General features: G+C 51.6%; 19 protein-coding genes and 1 pseudogene. 5 read left to right on the top strand and 15 right to left on the bottom strand.

Translation table 11 applies throughout. The annotated features are described in order from the left end of the window. Positions 1-75: 75 nt before the first annotated feature. From M0P74_11460 to M0P74_11440, 5 genes are all read right to left on the bottom strand, one after another. Positions 76-2,004 carry an AMP-binding protein gene (locus tag M0P74_11460; protein ID MCK9364197.1) on the bottom strand — a complete coding sequence of 643 codons (1,929 nt, stop codon included), beginning with the start codon at positions 2,002-2,004 and terminating at the stop codon, positions 76-78. Between the two features lie 55 nt (positions 2,005-2,059). Then, the gene (locus M0P74_11455; protein MCK9364196.1) at positions 2,060-2,887 is read right to left on the bottom strand and encodes an ABC transporter ATP-binding protein; all 828 of its coding nucleotides are present in this window, start codon (positions 2,885-2,887) and stop codon (positions 2,060-2,062) included. A gap of 72 nt (positions 2,888-2,959) precedes the next feature. Beyond that, complete coding sequence (locus M0P74_11450) at positions 2,960-4,159, bottom strand: ABC transporter substrate-binding protein (protein ID MCK9364195.1); 1,200 nt, start codon at positions 4,157-4,159, stop codon at positions 2,960-2,962. A gap of 238 nt (positions 4,160-4,397) precedes the next feature. Further along, on the bottom strand, positions 4,398-5,774 hold the full coding sequence (locus M0P74_11445) for a sigma-54 dependent transcriptional regulator (protein ID MCK9364194.1): 1,377 nt from the start codon (positions 5,772-5,774) through the stop codon (positions 4,398-4,400). 20 nt (positions 5,775-5,794) lie between these two features. After that, positions 5,795-7,051, bottom strand: a complete 1,257-nt coding sequence (locus M0P74_11440; protein MCK9364193.1) for an ATP-binding protein — start codon at positions 7,049-7,051, stop codon at positions 5,795-5,797. A 599-nt stretch (positions 7,052-7,650) separates the two neighbouring features. On the opposite strand from M0P74_11440, the pseudogene M0P74_11435 reads away from it, so the two are divergent. From M0P74_11435 to hemW, 4 genes and pseudogenes are all read left to right on the top strand, one after another. Beyond that, positions 7,651-7,965, top strand: a pseudogene (locus M0P74_11435) (ISKra4 family transposase). Between the two features lie 245 nt (positions 7,966-8,210). Then, a complete protein-coding gene (locus M0P74_11430) occupies positions 8,211-8,885 on the top strand; it encodes an adenylate kinase (protein ID MCK9364192.1) in 675 nt (224 codons plus the stop codon). 62 nt (positions 8,886-8,947) lie between these two features. Beyond that, a complete protein-coding gene (gene lepA, locus M0P74_11425; GenBank protein MCK9364191.1) occupies positions 8,948-10,744 on the top strand; it encodes a translation elongation factor 4 in 1,797 nt (598 codons plus the stop codon). Positions 10,745-10,746: 2 nt separating this feature from the next. Then, the gene (hemW, locus tag M0P74_11420) at positions 10,747-11,865 is read left to right on the top strand and encodes a radical SAM family heme chaperone HemW (protein MCK9364190.1); all 1,119 of its coding nucleotides are present in this window, start codon (positions 10,747-10,749) and stop codon (positions 11,863-11,865) included. A gap of 33 nt (positions 11,866-11,898) precedes the next feature. Here hemW and M0P74_11415 read toward each other — a convergent pair whose 3' ends face one another. Then, on the bottom strand, positions 11,899-13,869 hold the full coding sequence (locus tag M0P74_11415) for a fused ferrous iron transport protein A/B (GenBank protein MCK9364189.1): 1,971 nt from the start codon (positions 13,867-13,869) through the stop codon (positions 11,899-11,901). Positions 13,870-14,144: 275 nt separating this feature from the next. Between M0P74_11415 and M0P74_11410 the strand changes: the two genes are divergently transcribed. Then, positions 14,145-15,113: an NlpC/P60 family protein gene (locus tag M0P74_11410; GenBank protein MCK9364188.1), complete on the top strand. Its 969-nt coding sequence runs from the start codon at positions 14,145-14,147 to the stop codon at positions 15,111-15,113. Positions 15,114-15,129: 16 nt separating this feature from the next. Here M0P74_11410 and M0P74_11405 read toward each other — a convergent pair whose 3' ends face one another. From M0P74_11405 to M0P74_11365, 9 genes are all read right to left on the bottom strand, one after another. Continuing rightward, on the bottom strand, positions 15,130-16,821 hold the full coding sequence (locus tag M0P74_11405; GenBank protein MCK9364187.1) for a hypothetical protein: 1,692 nt from the start codon (positions 16,819-16,821) through the stop codon (positions 15,130-15,132). Beyond that, positions 16,818-17,561 carry an ABC transporter ATP-binding protein gene (locus M0P74_11400; GenBank protein ID MCK9364186.1) on the bottom strand — a complete coding sequence of 248 codons (744 nt, stop codon included), beginning with the start codon at positions 17,559-17,561 and terminating at the stop codon, positions 16,818-16,820. The genes M0P74_11405 and M0P74_11400 overlap by 4 nt, the downstream gene beginning before the upstream one ends. Then, on the bottom strand, positions 17,558-19,042 hold the full coding sequence (locus tag M0P74_11395; GenBank protein ID MCK9364185.1) for a transglutaminase-like domain-containing protein: 1,485 nt from the start codon (positions 19,040-19,042) through the stop codon (positions 17,558-17,560). The genes M0P74_11400 and M0P74_11395 overlap by 4 nt, the downstream gene beginning before the upstream one ends. 40 nt (positions 19,043-19,082) lie before the next feature. After that, positions 19,083-20,645: an efflux transporter outer membrane subunit gene (locus M0P74_11390; protein MCK9364184.1), complete on the bottom strand. Its 1,563-nt coding sequence runs from the start codon at positions 20,643-20,645 to the stop codon at positions 19,083-19,085. Beyond that, positions 20,642-21,361, bottom strand: a complete 720-nt coding sequence (locus M0P74_11385) for an ABC transporter ATP-binding protein (protein ID MCK9364183.1) — start codon at positions 21,359-21,361, stop codon at positions 20,642-20,644. Before M0P74_11385 ends, M0P74_11390 begins: the two co-directional genes overlap by 4 nt. Continuing rightward, positions 21,354-22,556, bottom strand: a complete 1,203-nt coding sequence (locus M0P74_11380) for an ABC transporter permease (protein ID MCK9364182.1) — start codon at positions 22,554-22,556, stop codon at positions 21,354-21,356. The genes M0P74_11385 and M0P74_11380 overlap by 8 nt, the downstream gene beginning before the upstream one ends. Next, positions 22,553-23,746 carry an efflux RND transporter periplasmic adaptor subunit gene (locus M0P74_11375; GenBank protein ID MCK9364181.1) on the bottom strand — a complete coding sequence of 398 codons (1,194 nt, stop codon included), beginning with the start codon at positions 23,744-23,746 and terminating at the stop codon, positions 22,553-22,555. Before M0P74_11375 ends, M0P74_11380 begins: the two co-directional genes overlap by 4 nt. A 137-nt stretch (positions 23,747-23,883) precedes the next feature. Beyond that, positions 23,884-25,575 (bottom strand): FG-GAP-like repeat-containing protein, encoded by a 1,692-nt coding sequence (locus tag M0P74_11370; protein ID MCK9364180.1) that lies wholly within the window; start codon positions 25,573-25,575, stop codon positions 23,884-23,886. A 57-nt stretch (positions 25,576-25,632) separates the two neighbouring features. Then, on the bottom strand, positions 25,633-26,043 hold a 411-nt coding region (locus tag M0P74_11365; protein MCK9364179.1), incomplete at its 5' end, for a hypothetical protein.

The raw sequence follows: 26,043 nt of genomic DNA, 5'->3' as shown, positions 1-26,043 counted from the left end.
TGAAACCATCAAATCGAAGATTAATGTTCATAAATCGAAGATTAATGTTCATAAACGGACGGCTGTGCCTGTTTCTTATAATGCAGTCATAACCCGCACGATTGTATCTATCTCGCCTACCTGCCCATCGCGATAGCGTATTTTCCCCTTGATCGGAATCTCGCTTTTGCCTGTGTACATGCCCTCTATCAAGAGGTTATACGATTCACTGACAAAGTGGCGGCGCACCTTGCCGGTTCTGGTCAATTCCTCATCATCGGCATCCAGCAGCTTATAAAGCAGGATGAATTTGTTGATTTTCATAACATCCGGCAATTGCTGATTGACGGTGCGCACTTCCGATAGGATCAACTCTTCCACGGGCGGCTGCTGAGAAAGATCTATATAAGTCGTGTAGGGGATCATTCTTTTTTCCGCCCAGCTCCCGGTGTTGCCGAGATCGATGTTGATCAGCGCCGTCAAAAACGGTCGCCCCTCGCCGAAGATAACGGCCTCTTTGATAAAGGGGCTGAACTTAAGCCTTGTTTCAATGAAATCAGGGGAAAAGGCTTCACCGCTCTTATTGCGGATAACCTCTTCCTTACGACCGATAATCAACAGATGACCATCCTGATCGAGATAACCGGCGTCTCCGGTCCGCAGCCAGCCATCCAAGAAGGCAGCCGCGGTCGCCTGCTCATTCTGATAATATCCTTGAAAGGAGGAACCGCTGCGAATCAGCACCTCCTGATTTTCATCAATTTTTATCTCGACGCCGGGGAGCGGCTTGCCGACCGTTTCCGGTTTCACTTCGTCATCCGGCTGAATCTGAAAGATTCCCCCGGACTCGGTCAAACCATAGCACTGCTTCAAATTAAGACCGAAGGAACGGAAAAAGATTATAACATCCGGGCTGATCGGATGACCGCCGGTGTAGGCGCCAAGAAAGTTCGCACACCCCACGCGATCGAGAAGACGACGATAAATTATTATGGAGGATAGTTTGTGAAGGAAACTCAAAAGGAATGAGGGGGTTTTTTTCTGCATGCGGGTGTTTTCCATCAAGCGTCCCACTCGTTCTGCCTGGTTGAAAAGATAGCGCTTGATGAACCCTGCATCCCCCATCTTGACGCGAATCTTCGACGCCATGTCCTCCCAGAAACGCGATGCCGTGATTATGCGGGATGGCCCGATCTCCCGAAAATCCTCCACCACTGTCTCCGGCATTTCCGGGAAATTCATCGTCATTCCCGAGTAAAGCGCTACGCCAAAGGCCCACATCTGATCGACAATCCATGCCGGCGGCGACATTGAAAGCCAGTTTTCGCCTGGTTTTATATCTATCGCCGTGGTCCACATTTTGCCGATTGTGATGATGTTCTGGTGCGACAGCATCGCCATCTTGGGCACGCCTGTTGTCCCTGACGTCTGAATCATCAGGGCTGTTTCTTCGCCCCTGCCTTTTTTCAGCTCTTCATGGAAAAGCTCCGCGCGCTCGTTATCAAGTTTTTCGCCTTGCGCAAGCAGATCACGGTAGGAAATAATCCAGGGATTGTCATCGTAGGAGCGCATTCCCGTAGGATCAATGTAGATAACATTTTTGACATGGCTCAGTTTATCGCGGCTCTCCAAGAGCTTGTCAACCTGTTCCTGATTTTCGGCAAAGACAAAAGCGGCGCTGACCCGGTTCAAGGCAATAGCAAGTTCCGCCGAGACAGCCGATGTGAACAAATTCAAGCTGATGCCGCCCACCGCCTGTGTCCCCACTTCGGCAAACAGCCATTCCGAATGATTGTCAGTGATGAGCCCCACCACATCGCCCCGTTTAAATCCGATCGCGATCAGGCCGAGCCCAATTTTCTTTACGTAGCCAAGGTAAGCTTTCCAACTGTAAACGTCCCAGATGCCGTAAGCTTTTTCCCTGATGGCGGCCTGGTCTCCAATAATGCTTTCAGCCTGTGAAGCCAGGAGCTGCGGGATAGTTCCCCGAAAATCTTTATTTTGCTCGTTGCTGTCGAAGCTCAAAAATCTTCCCCTTTATGAACATTAATCTTCGATTTATAAACATTAATCTTCGATTTCAGAGAATTTTATCATCACCGAGGTATGCCTTGATCACCTCCGGGTGTTTGACAATTTCACCGGGAGTTCCCTCTGCCAGCTTTTCTCCAAAATTGAGCACGGCAATCCTTTTGGCAATGCTCATGACAATTGCCATATCGTGCTCAACAAGAATCATGGTTTGCCCCCAAGCCCTGTTAAGCTCGAGCAGAAAACGCACCATATCCTCTTTTTCCTCAAGATTCATTCCCGCGAACGGTTCGTCAAGCACAAGCAGATCAGGCTGGAGGGCAAGCGCTCTTCCCAGCTCGATTCGCTTCATCATTCCGTAAGGCAGCGAACCGACCGGTTTGTTGCGAACGGACTGGATTTCCAGAAAATCAATGATCTCCTCCAGAATGCGACGGTGGGCAATCTCCTCCTGACGTACCGATTTCAAAAAAAAGCAGGCCGGTAAAAAACCGTAACGGTAGTGGATGTGCCGGGCAAGGAAAAGATTGGAAATAACGGTCATTCCGGGAAACAATTCAATATTCTGAAAGGTTCTGCCAATGCCAATTTTTACCAGCTGATGGGGATGTAAATTTTCAATTTGTTTTCCGTTGTAGATGATCTTGCCTGCTTCTGGATGATAGAAACCGGTGATGCAGTTCATCAGGCTGGTTTTTCCTGCGCCGTTAGGGCCGATGACGGCGAAGAGCTCGCCGCTCTTCACCGTCAAATCAACATTTGTCAGCGCCCTGACGCCTCCAAAGGAAAGGGACAGCCCCCTTATCTCAATCTCCGCCGGTCTTCTGGCGTTTTTTGTGTTTTCGTAAATGGACGGCTGTCCCCTGAACGCCTTCATCTGCCTGTTTCCCCCGTTTCGCCTGCATCGAAATCATCATCCGCGACGCGATTAATAGATTATACTCATCTACTATTTAAGGAATTTCACATTTTCTTTGCCCGGTACGTAGAAATTCGTCAGAGGCGTAAACGAACCATCTTCATTCACGGAAACCATGCGCCCGCTAAAGGATGCTTCGTGATCGGAAGGCGAGTATGAAACGGCTGGAATCAAGCCGCCAAAATCCTCATTTTTAAAGGATTCCATCGCACTGTTAATGGTTTTGCTGTTGACGGCCTTGAATTTTTCGTCAGCCCGCACCATCGCCCGCTCCATGATGCTGCCAACGACAACCCCTTCCCAATAGGCGTTATCGAATTTATCGACTGTCTTGTATCGTTTGATCAAATCCTGCATAAGCGCTATTCCCTGATTATTATCGCCAGGCAGACAGCCGGGGAACTGCATTTTCAGCCGGTTTCTGATCAGGCCCTGTCCCATCTTGAAAAAATCCGGATCGGTAGAGGTCCACGTACCGATAAATGGTGGGTTGTAGTTGATTCGATCGGCGCTGCGCAGGGCCGTTATGATAGCCGCCGGCAACATCTGAATGAAGATATATTCAGCACCGGCTTTTTGGAGCCGCAGCAGTTCCGTTGAAAGATCAACCGTTTTCGCGGGAAATTCCTCAATTGCAACAATATTTATCTTCTTTTTGGCGGCATATTCCTTGGTGGGTTTATGAATCGAGCGTCCGTAGGCATTGTTGTAGGTGAGAAGCCCGACCTTCGGCGGTTCCTTGCCTTTGTGGACAGCCATGATGTAATCAAGAACGGCCTCGGAATCCAGGCGGTAACTGCCAAAAGGCAGGTACATATATTCTATCGGCGCTTCCAGTATCTCCCACCCAGTTGAATAATTAATGGTAGGTATCTTGTAATTCTGAATGACCGGCTTGGCGGCGAGTCCTTCCCCTGTCCCCCAGGTGGCGATCATGTCAACCTTGTCCTGGACGGCGAACTTTCTAACCGCGGCTACCGCCTCGGGAACCTTGTAAGCTGTATCCACAAGGATCATTTCAATCTTTTTGCCGTTAACACCGCCTTTTACTTCATTTACATAACGGAAATAATCCTGCTGTCCTTTAGCGTGAAATTTTCCCCAGCTTGATGCCGGACCAGTTAAATTGATAGCGGCGCCTACCTTGATAGACTCCGAAAACGCCATCCCCGGCCACAGAAAAGAAATGGCAAGGATGCCAACCAGAAACCCTCTTTTAAATAATTTCATGTTCAAGCCCTCCTTTTAATCACAAAAAAATTTGCCCACGACAAACCATTGCCGTCGTGGACAACCAACTGTCCGTGGGAAGCCAACCACCCTTGCCCATGGCTCTGCCAAACTAAAAAAACAATACAACCGTTTTCGTTTGAAACTACATTTCGCTGGAGTGTTTTTCTCGTGTCTGCGTGTCTGTGTGCGGGCGTTATAAAGCATGAACTACCGGATGTCAAGCAAATTTTACCATTCATGAGGATATCCCCAGTTTTTCACAGCGATAATGAAGGGAATCATAGGTTATTCCTAATAACTCCGCTGCCTTGCTCTTTGCCCCATTCGCTTGTTTGAGTGCCTTTTCGATCAGATTTTTTTCCCAGATCGCCAGTTCCTCATTGAGATTCACCGCGCCATCGGCAATGCCGAGGGAAGACGTTCCGCTGTTTATCCTCCCTATACTTTCGGAAAGAATCAAATTATCTGGCAATATGATGTTAGATGTCTCCAGAGCCACGCTCCGTTCTATGATATTCTTCAACTCGCGTATATTGCCGGGAAATTGATACCCAAGAAGCAGTTCCATTGCATAGGTTGATATCGTTTTTACGTCTTTTCCCAACTCTTTTGAATATTTTTCGATAAAGTAATTTGTGAGAATGGGGATGTCTTCCTTCCTCTCTCGGAGAGGAGGCAGAAAAAGCGGGATCACATTTAGCCTGTAGTACAAATCCTCTCGGAATTTCTCGGCTTTAACCATTTCAGCAAGATTTTTGTTTGTGGCGGAAATAATGCGCACATCTACGCTAATGTCATCGGAACCGCCGATCCGGCGAAAGGTTTTTTCCTGAACAACCCTAAGCAGTTTAACCTGGAGAAACGTGGAGAGTTCCGCTACCTCATCAAGAAAAATTGTCCCCCCCCTGGCAAACTCAAAAAGCCCCTGCTTATCCGTGTAAGCTCCGGTGAAAGCGCCTTTGCAATAACCGAATAGTTCACTCTCCAGAAGATTTTCCGGTATGCCTCCGCAATTAATCACGACAAAAGGCATTCCGTTGCGGGGACTGTTCTCATGGATTGCCCTTGCCACAAGCTCCTTTCCGGTGCCGCTTTCTCCGAGAATCAGAATATTTGTGAGGGTTTGCGCAATCTTTCTTATGGTTGCGTATATTTTGAGTATCTCGCTGCTTTTCCCGATCATTTCTCCAAAGCGCACCTGCTGGCCGACTTCCTTCAGAAAAAGGAGGTCTTTCTGTTTTTCCCCTTTGTTAGTCAGAGCATTGCGGATGATTCTTTTTAAATCATCAATCGCAAAATCCTTTTCGAGGTAGTCGTAAACGCCTTCCTTCATCGCCGCGAGCGCCGTTTCCGCCGAGGCGTACGCAGTGATCAGGATCACCATGACGCCGGGAGAAATTTTCTTTGCCTCCCGCAGAAAGGTTAATCCGTCAACCTTAGGCATTTTGAGGTCCGTGATGATCAGATCAAAGACCTCTTTGCGGCAGCGCTGCAGCGCTTTGGTTGCGTCTGCCGCCGTTACAACCCTGTATCCCTCCCGGACAAGCATGATCTCGAGCAGTTCCCGCATGCCTTGCTCATCATCAACAACGAGTATTTTTGCCATTGCCATAAGCTTGTTACCTTCCAATATCACATCGCTTTTCCCGGGCACGAACGCGCAGGAGGAAACGTTATTGCAAACGTTGTCCCCTTTCCTGATTCACTTTCCACCGCTATCGTCCCCTGCCAGTTTTCAATTATCCGACTGACTACCGCCAATCCCAGACCAGTGCCCACTTCCCTTGTCGTATAAAAAGGTTCAAATATCCGCCGTAGGTCAATTTTATCAATGCCGCAACCGTCATCGCTGATCCTTATTTGGACGGCATCGGCGTCGTTCTTCCGGCACAACGCAACTTCAATGGTCAAAACTCCGCCTGCAGGCATCGCCTGAAGAGCGTTCAGAGTCAGATTCCAGAGAACCTGCCTGATCTCTGTTTTATTCACATTGATCAATAACGGGGCTTCCGGCAGTCTGAGGTTAAGTTTTAACGCTTGGCGCCAATCAGGAACAAGACGAAGTGAATCAATAACATCAAGGATTGTTTTTCGCAGCTCAACCTCCTCGCAAATACCCGGAGCAGGTCTTGCCAGTAATAAAAAGTCTTTTAGAAAACTCTCCAATTGCTCCTTTCCCCTCATAATTATGTCAAATAGTCTCTGATTGACATGGTCAAGGGGGGTATCCTCGCGCAGCAGCTGTATTGAGCCACCAATAGCGGCAAGGGGATTGCGTATCTCATGGGCAAGATTGGCGGCAATTTCTCCGGTAAAGGCCTGACGGCGGCTTTTTTCCAGAGATTCCCGCATCTCGATAATCTCCGCAACATCCTCAAAGATGATAATCTCTCCGATAATTCGGCCCTGCGGATCGCGAAGCTGTGAGAGTGAAGCGCCAAGCTTTAACTTTTTCCCCTTGCTTGTATTAAATACCCCTTCAAAACGTGTGAAAAAAGGGGGGTTGTTGGCGCCCTTCTTTTGCTTCTGTGAAAAATCAAAAAAATCTGGGAATATATCGGCAAGTCTTTGGTTTTCAACTTCACTTAAATTAAAGCCGGTTATCTCCGACGCAGCACGATTGAAAGACTTTATCCGCCCTTCCGGATTGACAGTCATAATGCCCGCGTCTATAGACTCAATTATGCTTTTATGAAGGATGTCGAGCTTGGTGAAGGCATCCTGTTTTTCGGCAAGCAGCGCCCTCGTCTTTTTCTCCTGATCGACAACAAATATTGACAGGAAGGCGGTGAAATAGAAGGATATGATATGGGTTAAAACCCTTGCCAAGACATACCCGGCATTCGGTTGATAAATATCAAAAGGTGTAAGCACAGCCGGGATAATCAAAGAGTAATACTCCAGAACAGCAAGAAAACCATAAAATATGGCAGCTGCGGAGGCGATAAGCAACCCTCCCCCCCGGCCAAGAAATGTAACAGTATAAATTATAACAAGAGGATAGAAAACCGAATATAAACTGTGAATTCCCCCGGTACCGTAAACCATTGCCGTTATGGCAATTACATCAGCGATGCCTTGAATATAAATATTTATTAAAACATTCCGGAGATAGTAGAAAACGAGAAAGAATCCAATGGAAGTAATGTATATGGATATTATCGTAATAAAAAGAGCTGATCTGTAGATATCAGAAATTTCACCGCCCGCATTTACCTTGGCGAAAACGGCTATCCCCATAATAAACGTAACGATAAATAACCGAGAGAGGATAAGTAAACGAATTCGCTCTTTTATATTATCTTTTTGTAAATATTTATCGTTCATGTCCCCGTTGTGTGGTAAAATATTTCGCAGGTTAAAGGTTTCTTTTTCTCTTTCAATACGTTCAGTCCGTTGAAAAGTCAACCTGACAAATTATGAACATTAATCTTCGATTTGCGATTGTTGTTATAATTGGGGTCTGCGACAAAAATATGGGTAAAAAGAGACTGCCGGAAGATGTTATTGCCGCCATCAGTCGTTGTTCATCCCTGACGGGATACGATAAAGCCGCAGGTGAAAGGGAAGCTGGTTATTTTGAGAAAAACAAGGAGCGGATGCGGTATGCGGATTTTCGGAGACGTGGGTTCTTTGTAGGCTCTGGAGTCATGGAAGCAGGCTGTAGAACCTTGGCAGCACAGCGTTTGAAACAATCGGGAATGCACTGGACCGTAAAGAGTGCAGACAGTATCGTAGCCCTGCGCTGCAGCATTCTTAGCAACCGCTGGGAAGATTTTTGGGAGCATCGGGCCGCCGCTTGAAATTGTTACCCATAAATTTGTCGCACACCCCTATAATTGTTCTTACTTGACATTTTTTCCTTCTTGCACTAATGTCCCGCTGTTTTTCAGGCAACTTACCGTGTTCTGCTCTAAAACTGCCCCTGCAAGAGTGGCGACTATCTTCTCAACTCCGCAGTATTGGGGTCGGCAAAATTGAGTGCCTTTTGAATCTACAAAAAGTATCAAGAAGCAACAAAATATTATCAAACAGGGGGTGTGATACTATGAACATGCTGATTTTTGGACCTAATGGAAGCGGCAAGGGTACCCAGGGTGCTTCCATTAAAAAAAAGTTCAACGTTTTGCACATAGAGACAGGGGTCATTTTTCGGGAGAATATCAAGAAAAAGACAGATCTGGGGAACAGGGCCAAAGAATTTATTGAGCGGGGAGAGCTGGTGCCCGATGAGATAACCGTCCCAATGATCCTCAATCGTCTGCAGGAAAGCGACTGCAAAAACGGTTGGCTGCTCGACGGCTTTCCCCGCAATCTGACCCAGGCCAAAGCCCTTGCAAATGCATTGAATGAAGCCAGAATAAAACTCAATTATGTTATCGAAATAGTCCTTCCCCGTGAGATCGCCAAGAAACGGATCATGGGACGACGTATTTGCGCGGTTGACAACAATCACCCCAACAATATCTTCATTGACGCGATAAAACCCATCGAAAAAGAGGGAAAATTGCATTGCCGTATCTGCGGTTCCGACCAATTGGGCGTCCGGGCCGATGATCAGGACGAGGCGGCGATTGACAGACGTCACGACATCTACTACGACAAGAAATCGGGAACACTTGCCGCGATCAATTATTTCAGGAGTCTCACTACTCTAATAGAAGTTGACGGAGCGCCCGGCGTAGAGGAAGTCTCTGCGTCACTCCTCCCCAAGCTCGCCTGATTGAGCGTTTCATGAAAGTCGTGAGGCAAAGCAAATAAACAGAGACACTATACACACATATAATGGACAACATAAGAAATTTTAGCATTATAGCTCATATCGACCACGGCAAGTCAACCCTTGCCGACCGGCTTATCCAGTTTACCGGCATTGTCGAGGATCGCAATTTTCAGGATCAGATACTCGACAATATGGACATAGAACGCGAGCGGGGAATTACGATCAAAAGCCAGGTAGTTTCTTTACCCTACCGGGCCAAGAACGGCATTGATTATACGCTTAATCTGATCGATACCCCTGGTCACGTAGATTTCAGCTATGAAGTGTCGCGCTCGCTGGCCTCCTGCGAAGGGGTCTTGCTGCTCATCGACGCCGCGCAAGGGGTGCAGGCCCAGACCCTGGCCAACCTCTATTTGGCCATGGAACACAATCTGGAGATAATCATCGTCATCAACAAGATAGACCTGCCGTCCGCGGATGTGGACAGGGTAATCGAGCAGATCGAATCGGAACTGGGGCTGGATGCGACCGACCACCTGAAATGTTCAGCAAAAATGGGTATCGGCATAGAGGAGATACTTGAAGCTGTTGTGGCTCGTGTTCCCCCGCCGCAGGGCAATCCGGATGCGCCGCTTGCCGCGTTGATCTTTGACGCAAAATACGATTCCTTCCGGGGAACGGTTATCCATTGCCGGATATTTGATGGAACCATAAAGGCCGGAGACATTATCCGCTTTGTTTATAACAATTCTTCGTACAGGGTTGAAGAGGTCGGCCATTTTCTGCTCCAGCGGGTAAAAAGGGAAAGCCTCCGCGCCGGGGATGTTGGCTACATTATCGCCGGCGTGAAGACGGTCTCGGATGTGCGCACCGGCGACACGATAACGCTCGAAAATCGTCCCTGCGAAAAACCACTCCCTGGCTTCAAGGAGGTAAAACCGGTTGTTTTCGCCTCAATTTATCCGATCGCCGCTGACGATTACTCCGATCTGTCTGATTCTCTGGAAAAATACAAGCTCAATGACGCCTCATTCATCTATGAAAAGGATTCTTCCGCGGCGCTTGGTCAAGGTTTCCGCTGTGGGTTCCTCGGTCTTCTCCACCTCGATATCGTCCAGGAACGTTTAGAGAGGGAATTCGACCTCTCTATTATCATTTCCGTCCCCAGCGTCCGCTTCCGGTTCACGCTGAAGGACGGCACGACATTTTTTGTGGACAACCCAGCGCATTATCCGGATCAGTTGTCCATAATGAAAGCTGAGGAACCGTACATACGGGCAGCGATGATGCTGCCGGAGAGGTATTTGGGCGTCGTCATGAAGCTCTGCATGGAAAAAAGGGGCGTCAACTCAACGTTGAACTACCCAAGCCCCGGGCGCGCCGAGCTTACCTATGAGATGCCGCTCGCCGAGGTGATCTTCGATTTCTATGACCGCTTCAAATCCATTACCCAGGGATACGGTTCTTTTGACTACGACATCATCGATTATCGGGAAAGCACCCTCGTTTTGCTAGATATTCTGGTAAACGGGGAAAAGGTGGATGCGCTGTCGCAAATCGTTCACCGCGAGCGGGCCCGTTCCCGCGGACTTCAGGCATGCGAAAGGCTCAAGGAGGAGATCCCCCGCCAAATGTTCAAGATTGCGATCCAGGGGGCAATCGGCGGCGAGGTAATCTCCCGCACAACCATTTCCGCCTTCCGAAAAGACGTAATCGCGAAGTGCTACGGCGGCGACATCTCCCGCAAAAGGAAACTGCTCGAAAAACAGAAAAAGGGCAAAAAACGGATGAAGATGATCGGCAACGTGAGCATCCCGCAAAGCGCCTTCCTCTCCGTTTTAAAATCAGATACGGAATAAAAGTGCTCTCGCCGGGACTGTACATTCATGTTCCCTTCTGCTTAAGCAAATGCCGTTATTGCGGATTTTACTCAATTACCGACAGCTCCCTGATCGACGGCTACCTTGACGCCCTTTGCCGGGAGATGGATTATTACAAAAACTGGACAGAAACCTTTGACACCTTCTATATCGGGGGTGGCACCCCCTCCGTCCTTACTCGCCAGCAAATCGAAAATCTGATCGCGAATGCCCGCGCCTCCTTTGCCATTGCGGCGGGGGCGGAGATTACTGTCGAAATAAACCCCGCCGACACTAAACGCGAAACGTTGTTATTTCTTTATCGAGCCGGCGTGAATCGGCTTAGCATCGGCGTGCAATCCTTCAACGACGACATCCTGACTTTTCTGGGCAGACGCCATCGGGCCAGACAGGCGATGGAAACCGTGAAAGCCGCCCGCAAGTCCGGATTTGCGAACATCTCCCTTGACCTGATCTATGGCATACCCGGACAAAGCATACAGAAATGGGAGGAAACGCTCCGTCAAGCGATCTCCCTCCATCCCGAACATCTCTCCTGTTACCAGTTGACCATTGAGGAAGGAACGCCTTTTGCGCAAGCTGTTTCCCAAGGCAGGGTCGTTCTTCCCGACGAACAACTGCAGGCGGAATTCTTTTTCCGCACAGCCGAACTGCTTGAAAGGGAGGGGTATCGCCAGTACGAGGTTTCGAATTTCGCTCTTCCGGGCAGAGAGTCGCGTCACAATCAAAAATACTGGAACCACATACCATACCTCGGGTTAGGACCATCCGCCCACTCTTTTTCCGGCTGCGAACGGAGCTGGAACCGCACCTCCGTCGCCTCCTACATCGAAGAACTGCAAGCAGGACGATTGCCTGTCGAGGAACGAGAAAGGCTCACTCCGGGAAAGCTCCGGCTGGAGGCCCTCTTTCTGGGACTCAGGACACAGCGGGGAATATGTCTCGAGGGGTTCCGGGTTCGCTACGGTCAGGATTTACTAAAAGAAAAAAAACCGGCGATCGACCAGCTCGTTGCGGGCGGTTTTGTTGAGCTCAGCGAGGGTTTTCTGAAACCGACGCGTCGCGGTATGGCCATTGCCGACAGTCTGGCGCTGATATAGGCGGTTGACTATTGGCGACAAGACGCAGGAAAACTACCAGTTGATCAATCCAAAAAACAAATTCAGCAGAGACGCGAAAACAACGGCGGCCGTCAAATTGAAAAAAAACACCAGTGCCGCATTTTTAGCTCCCAGTTCTCTTAAGGTAATCATAAAGCTCGCCACACAGGGGAGAAAAAGAGTGAGAAAGACACTTGCAACCACGATCGAGCCAGGGGCCAGATTAAACGGGATAAGCAGGGCTATGGATACATCCTTGCGGAGAAACCCCAGCGTCAGTACGGATACCGTTTCCGGGGGCAACCCGAGCAGGCCCGTTACCACGGGCTTGAAAAACTGCGACAGCCCCTTCAGTAAACCAGCAGTCTCCAGCAGACCGACAAGCAGGACTCCGAAAATGATCATCGGGACCGCCTCGACGATAAAATCCTTTAAGCGGAAATATAATTTCTTGCCCAGAATGGAAGCGGAAGGAATCTGATACGGGGGAATCTCAATAAAAAGTTCAGGCGTTTCCCCTTTCAGCATCCGGCTGAGAATAAACGAGCTGATAATTCCGGCCAAAGCTATCGATAGAAAAGCGGTAAGCGTGTATTTTACTGGATAAGGGGAAAGCAGGCTGAAGATCATCGCTGTCTGCGGCATGCAGGGGGCAAGAGACAGGGTAAGCGCCGTCGCGATAACCCTCTCGCGCGTTGTTTCCAGCACTCGCGTCGCCAGAATTGCCGGCACCTTGCATCCAAGGCCAAGCATGAGCGGGATCGTCCCGTAACCGTGCAGACCAAGATGGTGCATGTAACTGTCGAGCAGAACCGCCAGTCTCGGCAGATAACCAACATCCTCCAGCAGACTGAGAACAAAGTAAAAGGAAACTATATATGGGAGCACCGTTACGAGCGGTATGTAGAGCCCGGTCGTCAAAAGCCCGAAGGACTGCATCGGTTCCGGAGTAGCGCCCATAAGTATTGTCTTAATAAACCCGTCGTCGAGGCCGTCCAGCAAAAGATTCAGAAGCGGCATCCACCCTTTTGTAAAAAGAGGGTCGAGGAGATAATTGATAAGCCCTTCCCCAGCATAGCGTATTATCAGAAAAACGGCGAACATGACGAGGGCTGCGAAAGGCAGCCCGGTAGCAGGACGCGAGGTCGCATCCTGCATTTTTTCGAGAAATGTGGCATGACGATGAGTTATTTTCTGACATTCCGCCGTGATGCGTCCAATCAATTTCCAGCGGTCGTCGGCGTTTTCGGGAGGCTGGGCAGGCAGAGACAATAGCCCCTTTTTAAAATCATCCATGGCGGCTCTCAGTTCGGCAATCCCCTCTCCGGTAGTCGCCACAAAAGGAATAACCCTTATCCCCAGATGTTTTTGCAGAATGGTTGTGTCGATGTTCACGCCGTGAGTATTGGCTATATCCCACTTGTTCAGCAGAATGATGATGGGGACGCCCAGTGAAGATAGCTCAAGTGTATAAAAAAGATTACGTTCCAGATTGGTGGCATCGACTACGTTTAGAATAAGGGACTTGTCTTCGCCGGCAAGCAAACCGGAAGCGACCTCCTCCGCCTTGTTTGTCGCCTGATGACTGTAAGCCCCCGGCACATCGATAATGGTGAAACGCTCTCCTGCCAAAACAGTGTGCCCGGAGGTATATTCAACGGTTGTACCTGGGTAATTTGAAGAAATGACCTCGAGTCCAGTCAGACGGGCAAAAACGACGCTCTTGCCGACATTGGGATTGCCCGCCAGCATCAACTTGCGCGGTTGTATTTTTACAATAATTTGGGCCGCCATGCCCTGACCTAAGGCGAGACTTGTCCCCATTACTTCAACAATGGAAGGTCCCTTAGAATCGGCCGGCGAACGCTTCACGATATTCCTGCCCTTGTAAAGACCCATGGCTTTGAGTTTTGTTTCCAGGAGCGCTCCGCCCTGGATCTCTATTATTTGGGCAGTTTCATTTTCACGCAGTGAAAGGAGCGTAGCCACATCCACAGGATTCATAATGCCGCCCCTTTTGAAATGAATTTGTACAATAGTCGCAACTTAACCTTATCTTTCCTTTGCGAGATTTATCCTCAGCCGCACTCGGTGTCAAGGAGTTTTTAGCGGCGGCGGCCAGGCCATGTTTCAACATGCCTTATAAAATTAATTTGACTTTATTTCACAATTTCGATAGAAGCGAACGAAACATTTAAGCATATCTATGATAATGCGTTGAAAATATCAGCAATATCAACAAATAAGTAGCGATTTCGGATCGGCCGGGAGGGATATTTATGAAATGGATTGATTTGCCACGGATTGCACTGGGCATTCTATTTGCGCTAATTTTGTTATCCGGAAATGCCCTTGCCAAGCAGCAATACAAGGTCCAGCGCGGCGACACCCTATCGTCAATCGCCGAGAAAAACGCCGTCACAGTAACTGCCCTTAAAGAGACCAATCACCTGAAAAACAGCAAACTCAATCTAAAACAGACTTTGATTATACCCTCTGCAAAAGCAGAACTGGAAACTGCAAATCTGTCCCCAAAGAGAAAAGCTGAGTTTTACTCTGTTAAAAAAGGGGATACCCTCTCCCGGATAGCAGCAAAAACCGGCGTTTCCGCGGAGGAGCTGAGAAGAATCAATAATCTCTCCTCGACCCGCATAGAGATCGGACAAAAAATTGCTTTAGATAAAGAAAATAATACGAAAAAAATAACGGAGCCGTCTGCCGGGAACCTCACAGATGCCCAACCCAGCATAGAGAACGAAAAAGAGGATATCAATCTTGCCGCTCTCTCCGACCTACCTGAAAAAAATGAAGCGGTTATTGGCGATAACGAAAAAAGGGAACTGCTGGGCGAATGGAACACCCCTGATGAACAGCAACTGCTCGTCAAGGTAGCGCTTGCCTTCCTCGGCGCCCCCTATCGTTTGGGCGGGTCTTCTGTCCAGGGGATAGACTGCTCCGGTTTTGTCAAGAAAATATATTCGTTGTTCGGCATTGATCTTCCGCGAACGGCTGCCGAACAATCCCATGTCGGCATCGAAGTTGCCAAGAGCAACCTGGTGGAAGGGGATCTTATCTTCTTCAATAACAATAACAGGATTGGTCATGTCGGCATTTACATCGGCGGAAATAAATTTGTCCATGCTGCCTCGCAAAACAAGGGAGTCCGCGTGGACAGCCTCAATTCTTCTTACTATAAAAACCATTATAAAAGGGCCGTTCGCCTGAAGGCAAGCGATAATGCCACCTAAGCGGCAACACGCCTGATTAACCATTCAGGCGCCTTTCGCCGAGACGCATAGGCAGAATGACCGTCAGCACGCAGATCAGTGAGACCATGAAGAAGGAGCCTGCCAGCCATACCCATTGCAGAGTGGCAAGTCTTCTGCCCTGAATGTCCGCCATAAAAAACTGATAGACGGGCCCTGCCTCAAGGATAATTACCGCCGCGATAAACCCAGCGGAAATCAGCATAAACAGCAGTCCGCCAAAACTGGTGACCGACTGAGCGGGATTTTCGGAATGAAAATCATTGTATGCAGCGCCCAGTCCTATTCCCAGAGCAATAATCCCCGGTGTCACAAGAAAAATTGTCACAACCGATAAAACCATCATAAATGGCGCAACTTGAAGAAGAATATTCGAAATAACGATAAGAAACTCGCTTAGAACTGCCAGCGGAATATAATATACTAGGAATTTTACCCAGAGAAACTTGCGCAGTTCAACGGGCGCCGCCCTGATGATCCAGAAGGCATCTCCCTCGCAACTCACAGCCGGATAAACAAACCTGGCCGCTATTGCCGTCAGAACGAAGGCTGCCAGTCCCATGTTCAAAAAAGAGAAGATATTCTGTACATACACCGTTCGGATTTTTGCCTGATTTACCGGCAAAACGGAAAAGTTGTAAAGATAGATAATAATCAGGGCAGCGATCAAAAAAAGCTGCGTCCACTGAGTCTGGTCGCGGAAAAAGGTCCGGACTTCCTTTACTGCCATCGCCCTGACGGGTCTGGCAATCATTCCGGAGAGTCGCTGACGCCGGGGAGAGATAAGTGTTTTGTGGATAAGAAGCCTTGCCGACGCTGTCTGCGCCTTTGTATATCCGCTAAAATAAACAACCCCAGCCGTCCAGTTGACGATAAAGTAAAGCGCCCCCGCGCAGCTCCAGCAGAGAGCCAGATGAAAAAGGGCCTTCCCCTTTAGATTTTCCAGTGCCATTGTCAGGCTGTCAAATGCCCAGGTTGTCGGCAGGAGCGGCGAGCCGGCTGTTTGCATCTCCTTCAAATACAAAATAAGACTGGCGAAGCTCTCCGGATTAACCAGCCTTTCCGGGCGCATCAGACGAAAGGCCACGATCAGCGCGACGACAAAAAGCAGCCCCAGGAAAACGAAAAGAGCGCGAATTCTCCCGGCGGGAAGAATATAAGCTGCCATCAATACCAGAAAGACTCCCAGCGCCGAGGCGGTGATGCAAAGTGAGATCATCGTCATGCCTGCCGTCAGATAATAAAATGCATGCGCCTTATAAACAATGCCATACGAAAGAAAAACCGGCATGCTGAAGAAAAGCGCCATCCAGGAACTGTCGATGACGCTTTCTATCCAGCGCGCGAGGAAGATCTTTTCGCGTTTTACCGGCAGAGAATGCACAAGAATAAGGTCGCGACTCAGGTAGAGTTTGGAGAGGGAGACGACTATGCCGCTGAAGACAAGCAGCGAGAAGATGGTCATGATCACCATCGAAAGCAGCTTCTGGGCAAGTATATCGCCGAATTCCTCGATGCCTCGAAAATATGTCAGCACTCGATAAAAAGCAATGAACACGCCTGTCCAGAAGAGGATGCCAATAAAGGTAAAAATCAGCATCCGCCGGCGACGGTTTCCCCCGTTCTGGGAAATGCCCGCGTTTTTGAAAGAGAGGCAGCGCGGCAGAAGCAACAGCCATATCTCTTTCATGAAGCCCCCTCCCCTTCGCTTTTTTGGGTAAGCCGGAGAAATACCTCCTCCAGATCCCCCTCGTTCAGGCGGGCGGTTCCCCTTAAATCACCGGTGGTTCCGAGGGCGATCATCCGGCCCTGGTGGATAATTCCGATCCGGTCACAGAGATCCTCTGCTATCTCCAGCGTATGGGTGGACATAAAAATGGTAACGCCGTTTGCGGCCAAGCCCCGGAAGATGTTCTTGACCACTCTGATCCCGGCCGGATCCAGACCTACCATCGGTTCATCAACGATAATTATTTCCGGTTTGTGCAAAAGCGCCGAGGCGATGATAAGCCGCTGCTTCATCCCATGCGAATATGCCTCGATGAGATGATCGCCCCAATCGTAGAGGGAAAAATTCTGCAGGAGCTCATTAACTCTTTCAGGGAAGTCCTCTTCGGCAACTCCATAGAGATCGCCGATAAAACCCATGAACTCCCTCCCGGTCAGCTTCTCGTAGAGAAAGGGCCTGTCCGGAATAAATCCTATGATTTTCTTTGCTTTTTCAGGATATTGCGCAACATCGATCCCGGCAATTGCTATGGTTCCTTCTGTTGCGCCGAGGATTCCCGCCATCATGCGCAGGGTGGTCGTCTTGCCGGCGCCGTTGGGCCCGATAAAGCCAAAGAGCTCCCCCTTCTCTACGGTCAGGTTCAAATGGTCAACGGCCAGGTTGCGCCCATATCTTTTTGTCAGATTTGTCAGTTCGATCATCTTCCCATTCTCACGATCTCCAATTTCAATCTCCCGATCAGACCAGTCATGTCCATTTGCTTCTCAAGAGAACCACGGGCAAAACGCAAATGCGTCACATCCGCAGGCATCTGGCCGAGAGTGGCATCCGCGGTGACCCAGCCGCCCAGTTTTTTTATATAGAAGGCATTCCAGGCATGAAAGAAGAAGCTGCCGCGCATGTAAACAAGACCTGTTTCGATTTCCGTCGGCAGTCCGGCCGCCCTTCCCATCGCCGCCAGTAAAACTGCATGCTCGTTGCAGTCTCCGACCATGTTTTCCAGTGTTTGCAAAGCGTCCGGCACAGAAAGAACCGGCCGCTTGGCAATGTTTTTATGCAGCCATCTTACCAGTTTCTCAGCTTTCGTCATCTCGTCATCGGAGGCAGCGACAATTTCGGAAACCTTACGCCGTATTTTCGGATTATCCGCCTCAATAAACGGCGCCTCTTTCAGATAAAGATCAGGATTTTCTGACACACTTGGAAATGGGTACATCTGCTTGAGCTGTTTCTCGTGATGGACGGTCAGAAGTCCATCACGGTATGTCTGGCGCCCGCCCTCAAGCAGAAAATGTCCGGCGGAAAGATTATGAAGACGAACGGTTAATATCTTTAAGCCGGGGGCATCATCAATCGGCGGGGACACAGGGATTGCGGCGGCAGTGGTGAAATCGGAACCGGCCGCGTCATCAAGACCGGATAGCGCCTCCTTTTTTGAAACCTCCTGCAATACGATCCCCAGTATCCCCTCTTCGCGCAGGACAACCCCATCAGGAGAAACCCAGGCAACCTGTTTCATCCCCATGAAATCAAGAGCCAGCTTTCTTGCCGAAACTGCCTTTCCCCTGACCGTCAGTTTATCTTCCCCGAGGGACGTTATCTTAACCTCCCGGCTGGACAAAGAGGCGGGATCAAACAACGGAAAGCTTCTCTGCTCACCCTGTTTCAGCTCTCCACGCCCGGCGGCCGCGATTACAGAGCCTCCTAAATAGACGGGGGCCGGGATCGGAAAAACCTTCTGTTTGTTGTCATCGCCCATACGAACCGACATTTTGCCATTTTCAATCGTTCCCACAGCGGCAAATTTAAACAGGTTCGAGCCAAGGGCGAACTGAAAACTGGACAGCTCGCCTCCCGGCTTGAGATTCGCCTGGGTGTGAATAGTTACCGGCTGGATGACTCCCATGGTATTGACTTTCATGAAGATATCCTCGGAAAATTCACTCCCCTTCTCCGTTTGCACCTGCCGCCGCAAGGCATAACCTATTTTTCTCTGGTTTTGGGTTATCTCCATCCAGACCTCGCCGCTTGAGAAGGATATATTAGTGACAAGCGTCTGTTTCTCTAACCCTTTTAAAATTTTATCCGGAATATCCAGGCGAAAAAACAACAGTACCATAAAAAGAAGGATCATCCCTCCCCCAGTACCGTAATGCCGCCATTTAGCGCCTGATTTTTTCATTATTAAGCCTGCTTATCCTTCGCCGTTTGGAGATTTTGAATCAATCTGTCAACGATGCGCCAGGTAGCTCGCCTGGTCTGGCAATCGCTTCGTCGTGCGACCATCCGCCACCCATGCTTTGGTACAATGCGACGGTGTCGGCCAGGCGCTGAGCCCTTGCCGCGATCAGGGCAATGGCTGTTTGCTGCGCTTGCTGCTGCGCGATGAGAAGTTGTAAATAGCTGACTGCGCCCAGGGCATACTGTTTTCGCATCAGTTGCAGTGATTCCTGCGCTGATGCATCAGCGGCGGCTTGCGCCGCCAGGGTCTGAGCGTCGTTGTCGAGTGCGCGCAGCACATCGGCCACGTTGCGCAGCGCCTGCAGAACGGTCTGGCGATAGTTGGCCGCGACGGCGTCGAATCCCGATTCGGCGGCACGCACTTCGGCTCGAAGTCCTCCGTTGAAGAGGGGTTGCGCCAGTTGTCCCGCAAGCCCCCAGACCAGTGAGCCGCTGCCGAACAGACTGGCGGCAGTGAGGGCTTGAAATCCAAGATCGGCGCTGAGTGTAATCCGCGGGTACTGTTTGGACACGGCCACGCCGTATTGGGCGTTGGCGGCGTGCAGCAATGCTTCAGAAGCTTGAATGTCCGGACGCCGCCGCGCCAGTTCGGAGGGCACGCGAAGCGGCAATTCGGTCGGCAGGATGAAATCGGCCAAGGCGAATTGCGGCATGGCGGTGCTCCCCGGCGGCCGGCCGATGAGCATCGCCAGCAGATGATTTGTCTGCTCCAGCCGGTTGCGTAGCGGTGGTATGCCGGCACGGATCTGCTCCAACTGGATTTGCAGCGGCAAGACGTCGTTTTGAGAAGCGGCGCCGAGTGCGAGACGCCGGCGCGTCAGGGCGAGTTGTGCTTCCTGCGTTGTAAGAATGGTCTCGCTGGCCTGGATTTGCACGGCCAGTTGCGCTTGAAGGATGACTGTCGTCACCACATTAGCCGCCAGTGTAAGGCGCGCACCTTCGAGCTGGTAGCGCTGGTAGTCCGCCTGAGCGGCAAGAGCTTCAAGGGCGCGGCGGTTGCCGCCAAACAGGTCCAGGTTGTAGCTCACACCCACGCTGGTGTTGTACAGATCGAACGTACGTTCCCCACCCTCCTGGCCGGAGGGAGCGTTGTTGATGTTCTGGCGCTGTCCACCCAGTTTGCCGGTCGCTTGAGGGTACAGCGATGATCCGGCCTGCGCCTCGTAGGTTCGCTGCGCCTGCCGAAGCGTGGCCTTGGCCGCTTCCAGTGTGGGACTGGACTGCAGCGCCTGTTGTACCAGCTCATTCAGTTTTTCCGAACCCAATTCCTGCCACCAGGCGGCGGGGATTGCCCCGCCGGCGACAAAGCGCTGGGCGTCGCCCAGGCTGCCGGGGGCCGAAGCGGTTTGCACAGGCAGGGCCGTGGCTGTGTAGCCGGAAACCGGCGGCGGCTCGGGTCGCTGGAAGTCGGGACCGACGACGCATCCGGCCAGTATTCCCGCGCACAGGACCAAGCAGGCCGGTCGAAGCAATGCGCCCATGGGGCGTGTGCGGCTAGGTGTTTTCATGGACGACTCCGTTTCTAAAAAATGCATGGTTCTCATTCGAACGCCCGCCCCTCGCCGGCTTCCTCCTGGGTCTTGCCATCCCGGATGTGGTAGATGCGCTTGAAGGTCGGGATGATCTTCTCGTCGTGCGTCACGACGATGATGGCGGTCTCGTATTGGCGGGCCATCTGATTGAGAATGCGAATCACGGCCAAGGCCCGTTCGCTGTCCAGCGGCGCTGTCGGCTCGTCGGCGAGGATCACCGGTGGCCGGTTGACCAGCGCCCGGGCGATGGAGACACGCTGCTGTTCGCCGCCGGAGAGTTGCGACGGCATGGCTTTGGCGCGATGCGCCACGTCCAGCGCTTCAAGCAATTCCAGCGCGCGCTTCCGGGATTCGGCATTGGGGTGTCCGGCCAGCATGGGCAGCAAAGCCACGTTGTCGGTGACGTCGAGGAACGGGATCAGGTAGGGCGCCTGAAAGACGAATCCGATTTTGTCGCGACGCAGGGCGCGCAGATCGGGAATCTTCCAGCCGTCGTCATAGATCACCTCTTCCCCCAGCGTCATCCGCCCGGCGGTCGGCTCGATCACGGCGCCCAGGCATTTGAGCAGGGTGCTCTTGCCGGAGCCCGACGGACCGATCAGCCCGACCACCTCGCCGGGGGCGACCTGCATATCCACCCCCTTGAGCGCATCGACAGCGGTGTCGCCCTTTCCGTAGCGTTTGCGCAATCCCTCAATGCGGATCCCTTTTTCGAGCACGTCAGCCACCGATCGCCTCCGCCGGATCCACTTTGAGGGCGGCGCGGATGGCCAGGACGCTCGCCAGGGCACAGATCACAAAAACGCCGGCGAAGCCGAGCAGCGCATCGCCCGGTTCGAGCAGCACGTATTTTGGAAAAATCGGCGCCCAGAAGGTGGCGGCAATCTTTCCCACGACGAAGCCGATCAAACCCAAGCCCAGCGCCTGCTGCATGATCATCCAGGCGATGGTGCGGTTTCGGGTGCCGATTAGTTTGAGCACCGCGATCTCGCGGATCTTGCCGAGAGTCAAGGTATAGATGATGAAGGCAACGATGGCGGCACTGACGATGGCGAGAATCACCAGGAACATGCCGATCTGTTTGGCCGCGGTGGCAATCAGCTTGCCGATCAGGATCTCTTCCATCTGTACGCGGGTATAAACCTGCAAGCGCTTCCAGCGCCTAATCGGTTCAGCCACCTCCTCGGGGATGAAGCCGGGCTTGACCTGCACCAGCACCGCATTGATGTAAGGGTTGACACTTTGCGAGGCAAGCACCGCATCGAGAAGACCCGGCGTCCCAGGACGATTGAAGGCCGGGTTCCCGGCAGTTCGGCGGCGCTGCTGGGCAATGGCGTCGTTGTCTTTGAGGAACTGCGCCTCCTGCGCGTCCTTGAGCGGGATGAACACCATCGGGTCGCCGCCGGAGGAGACCATGCGCCGGGTCAGCCCGACCACCGCATAGTGGTTGCGGCGGATATGGATGCGCTCGCCAAGTTTAAATCCGGTGGCGACATCGGCGACGGCCTCATAGTGGCTGCGCGTGATTTGCCGACCAGCGATGAGATAGCCGGGCTGCCCGGGTTCGCCGGGGCCGCCGGGCACGACGCCCACCACCATGGCGCGTACGTCGCGCTCGCCCTGCCGTACCTGCATAGTCAGATAGGTGACGTTGGCCGCCCGGTCAACCCCGGGCATTCCGCGAATGGTGCGATAAACGTCGTCGTAGAGGCTGGACGGCTCGGCATAGGGGCCGAGGGTGTCCTGCTGCACCACCCAGAGGTCGGCGCCGCTGTTATCGAGCAGCACTTTGGCGTCGTCCACCATGCCGCGGTACACGCCGGCCATGGTCAGCGTCACGCCGATCAACAGCCCCAGCCCCACGCCGGTAAAGACAAACTTCCCCCAGGAATTCAGGATGTCGCGGCCTGCAAGACTGATCATGGCGAAACCCCTTCCAGGCGCTCAACAACCTTGACGCGGCTGCGGGGTCCAAGGGCGCGCTGGCTGTAAACGACCACCCGCTCGCCCGCCTTGATCCCTTCGAGGATCTGCACCCGTCCGTCGAGGTCGGTCGCGCCCACTCTGATCGGCGCGAAGCGCAGTTTGTCCTCTTCGATCAGCCAGACTCCAAGACGGCCGGCGACCCGCTGCACACTGGCATTGGGCACCACAGGCGTCTCCGGCAACACGGACATCGCAACCGTGACCTCGGCCAGTTCACCGACGGGAGGCAGCCTTTTCGGCAATGCATCGAAAATCACCTTGGCCAGGGTTTCCTCAGTGACCGCATCGGCCATCGGCTCCAGGCGCAGTACGCGCCCTGCAAATCGAATCCCCTCTTGCGAGCGCAGCACGATCTGAACCGGCAGCCCAGTGCGCAGACCCGATACGCGCAGTTGATCGAAGCGCACATTGATCCACAGACCCGCGGGATCGATCACCTCCACTACCGACTGACCGGCGACCACAGTGGTGCCGGGATCGGCGTTCCGCGCTGCAACCAGGCCGCGGACCGGTGCAATCAAGCGCAGATTGGCGCGCTGTTGGATCAGCCCCCCGCGGTCGGCGTGGATCCGCGCCGACTCCTGGCGCGCGGCATCGAGGTTCGCTCGGGCGGCGGCGAAACTCGCCTCGGTCACCTGGCGTTCCTGACGCTTGCCCTCAACCGCCTCTTCGCTCACGGATCGCGCCTGCAGCAATTGTTCATAGCGGCTTGCCTGATTTTCGGCATAGCTCTTGCGCGCCGATGCCTCCCGTACCTGGGCTTCGGCGGCCAGCACACCCGACTCGGCGCGCTTGAGCGCGGCATCCTGTGCAGCGACCCGGTCGTCGAGGTCCACAGGGTCCATTTCACCAAGCAACTGCCCCGCCTGGACCCTGTCACCCACCTGCACCTCCACCCGTTTGATCCGACCGGCAACCGTTGGTCCGATGCGATAGGTAAAGCGGGCCTCGACCGTGCCGATGCCGAACAGGGCCGGTGCGATGGAACGGCTTTCCGCGGTGGTCACGGTCACGGGGATGGGCGCAAGCGGCCCGGAGCGCAATGCCACGTAGATCAACAGGGCCAGCAGCGGCACGACGACTGCCAAGAGCGCCAACACCCGGCGGTTAATGGATAAGAATTTCATGGGCTCCTTGGCCTCCCCTAAGCAGAAATCGGTTTCCGATTTGTTATGACTGCGTCACAATGTGCTTCTTGCATCTTTGCATTTTTTACTTCAAAAGGCCCGACAGCAGTTCCCGCCAAATGTCAACCCTTCGTTGTTTATTCGCCCTGCAAGGAATAAGAAACGATGACGCTGCGCTCTCGTATTGCCCCGCCCGTGGACAGAACAAGGGCGAGAACGATGTCGTTTTCCCCGTCATTATCAATATCCTTAAACTGGAAGTCGGCTACATAACCGTTGATTTTTTTGGTTTTCCAGCTTTCCACGATTCCCAGACCATCCCATTCGAGGTCATATACCTCGGCGCTCGTAAACAACTTCAGATTCTGAAACATCCGCGAAGAGGAAGAGATGTTTTTCGGGATAATGATCTCCCGTTTGCCGTCTCTGTTGGTATCGTAGGTAATGATTCGCGAATTTATGAAATAAGTCCGGTTGTCCGCTTCTCCCGAATGCGTTATGTTTACGGGCTCGATAGAGGTGTTGCTTCCGCCAAAGTTCTCCTCGCTCTTCCAGACAAATTCCTCACTGCCGCCAAAGACCAAGACCTTGGACAGAGGTTGTGTAGTCTGTTCAAAGATGCAGAGATAATCGTCACTGTTTAACGCGATTATCCTTTCCGCACCGCTCGCGCCCAGTTTGTCCATGGTAAGCCCGTATATGGAAAGCCCCTGGGGAATATTCATTCTCTTTCGCTCCTGGTACCTTCCGTCACTCCAGAAAATTTCATAAATAGGCGTGTCGAAGGGTTCTTCCAGACCGCGTCTCTGTCCCAAAAGAACTGGCTCGGAATCGCCATTCTGGATTACGCGCAGGAACCAAGGGAGATTGGTGGCTATAGTTTCATACTTGCCGTTTCGGTATTCCATCACAAAAGAAATAATCTCCTGCCCCGAATAGGTCGTCACGATTATTTCCTTGATCCCGTTGCCGTTGATATCAGCAACATCAAGGCTGAGATAATTGTCATACTTTTTCCCGGCAATTTGCTGGAGGAGTTTGAAGGAGTCGCCTTTTTTTTGATAGATAAAAATATTTTTGGTATCGATAAAGACCGTTTCGTTCAGCTTGTCCCCGTTTACATCCCCGATATCAATTCCCCTGAACTCATTGGAAAACTGCTGGCTTTTCCAAAAGGTTTTACGGTCAAGCGGCTGTTCGGCGTTGATAAAGTAGGGGTTAATCGAGGAAGTAAATGTGCCCTTCTTGCCTTTTCCCATTGCCGAAATGATTTCAGATTCCCTTTTTGCCGTTGGGGAGGGCTTGCGGGAGACAATGATTTCATTTGTGGTCGGCTGACCTGCGGCAGCCAGAGGCTGAACGCCCAATATCTGCGCTGTTATTCTTTCCGAAAAATCGTTGACTCGGGGGATTATGTCGTCAAGGCTGCATTGCGCGGAGAAATTTACATCGGTAGAACTGTTTGCCGCATTCAGCAATTTACCGTCAATATTTATTATCGCGCCGATTTTTGTGAGACTTCCCCAGACCACATAATCGGCATTCAGCTTTTTGCCGAGAGCTGATACGCCTGCAGCGGTGAGCTCCTGCCCCGCTATTTCTTTTATCAAGGGCTGGAGCGTATCCTTCCCGATAATCGTCATCTTTTCATTCAGGGAAAGTCTCGATAGCAGCATATCCTCAGTGCCCTGTCTGATATAATCAATATTTTCGGCACTATGGACAGAAAAAGGCAAAACGGCAATACGGTAGTTGTCTTTCGCCCAGGAAAACTGTACGAAAAACAGCAGCACTAAAAGGCAAAAAACAGGCATTCGCAAATATTTCATTATCGATCTCCTCTATTTTTGAATAAATTAAAAAACATCAGACGCATGGCTCCGCTATCACTTCGTCCCTGAGAATTCAACGGGATTGTTGCGCAACGTTTGCAATGACAAAGCAGCTATTTTTCGACTTTTGACGAGGGCATCAATGCTGCAAGGGTAACCATGTTTTTTTGAAGGGTATTTCCAGTTTGTAAACCCCGTATTTGATGACGGCATTGATCGGAAAGGACGCCTTTTCAAATACTTTAAGCATTGACTTGTTGTCGTAAAGAACATCCGCTTCTTTCCGTATTCGACGCAGTTTGCGATGCTATCGGCGTCCGGGTTCCATAGGCAGCGCAGGCCGTCGTCCACGACCTGGAATCCCGCCGCTTCGAGCTGTGCCCGGATCACCTTGACGGATTCGCCGCTCCAGCCGTAACAGCCGAAGGCGGCCGCCTTCTTGCTTCTGAACTTCAGGCCCTTCAT

It is taken from the genome of Syntrophales bacterium (assembly GCA_023229765.1).
Taxonomy (GTDB): Bacteria; Desulfobacterota; Syntrophia; order Syntrophales; family UBA5619; genus DYTH01.
This window is presented reverse-complemented; position numbering and strand designations above follow the sequence as displayed.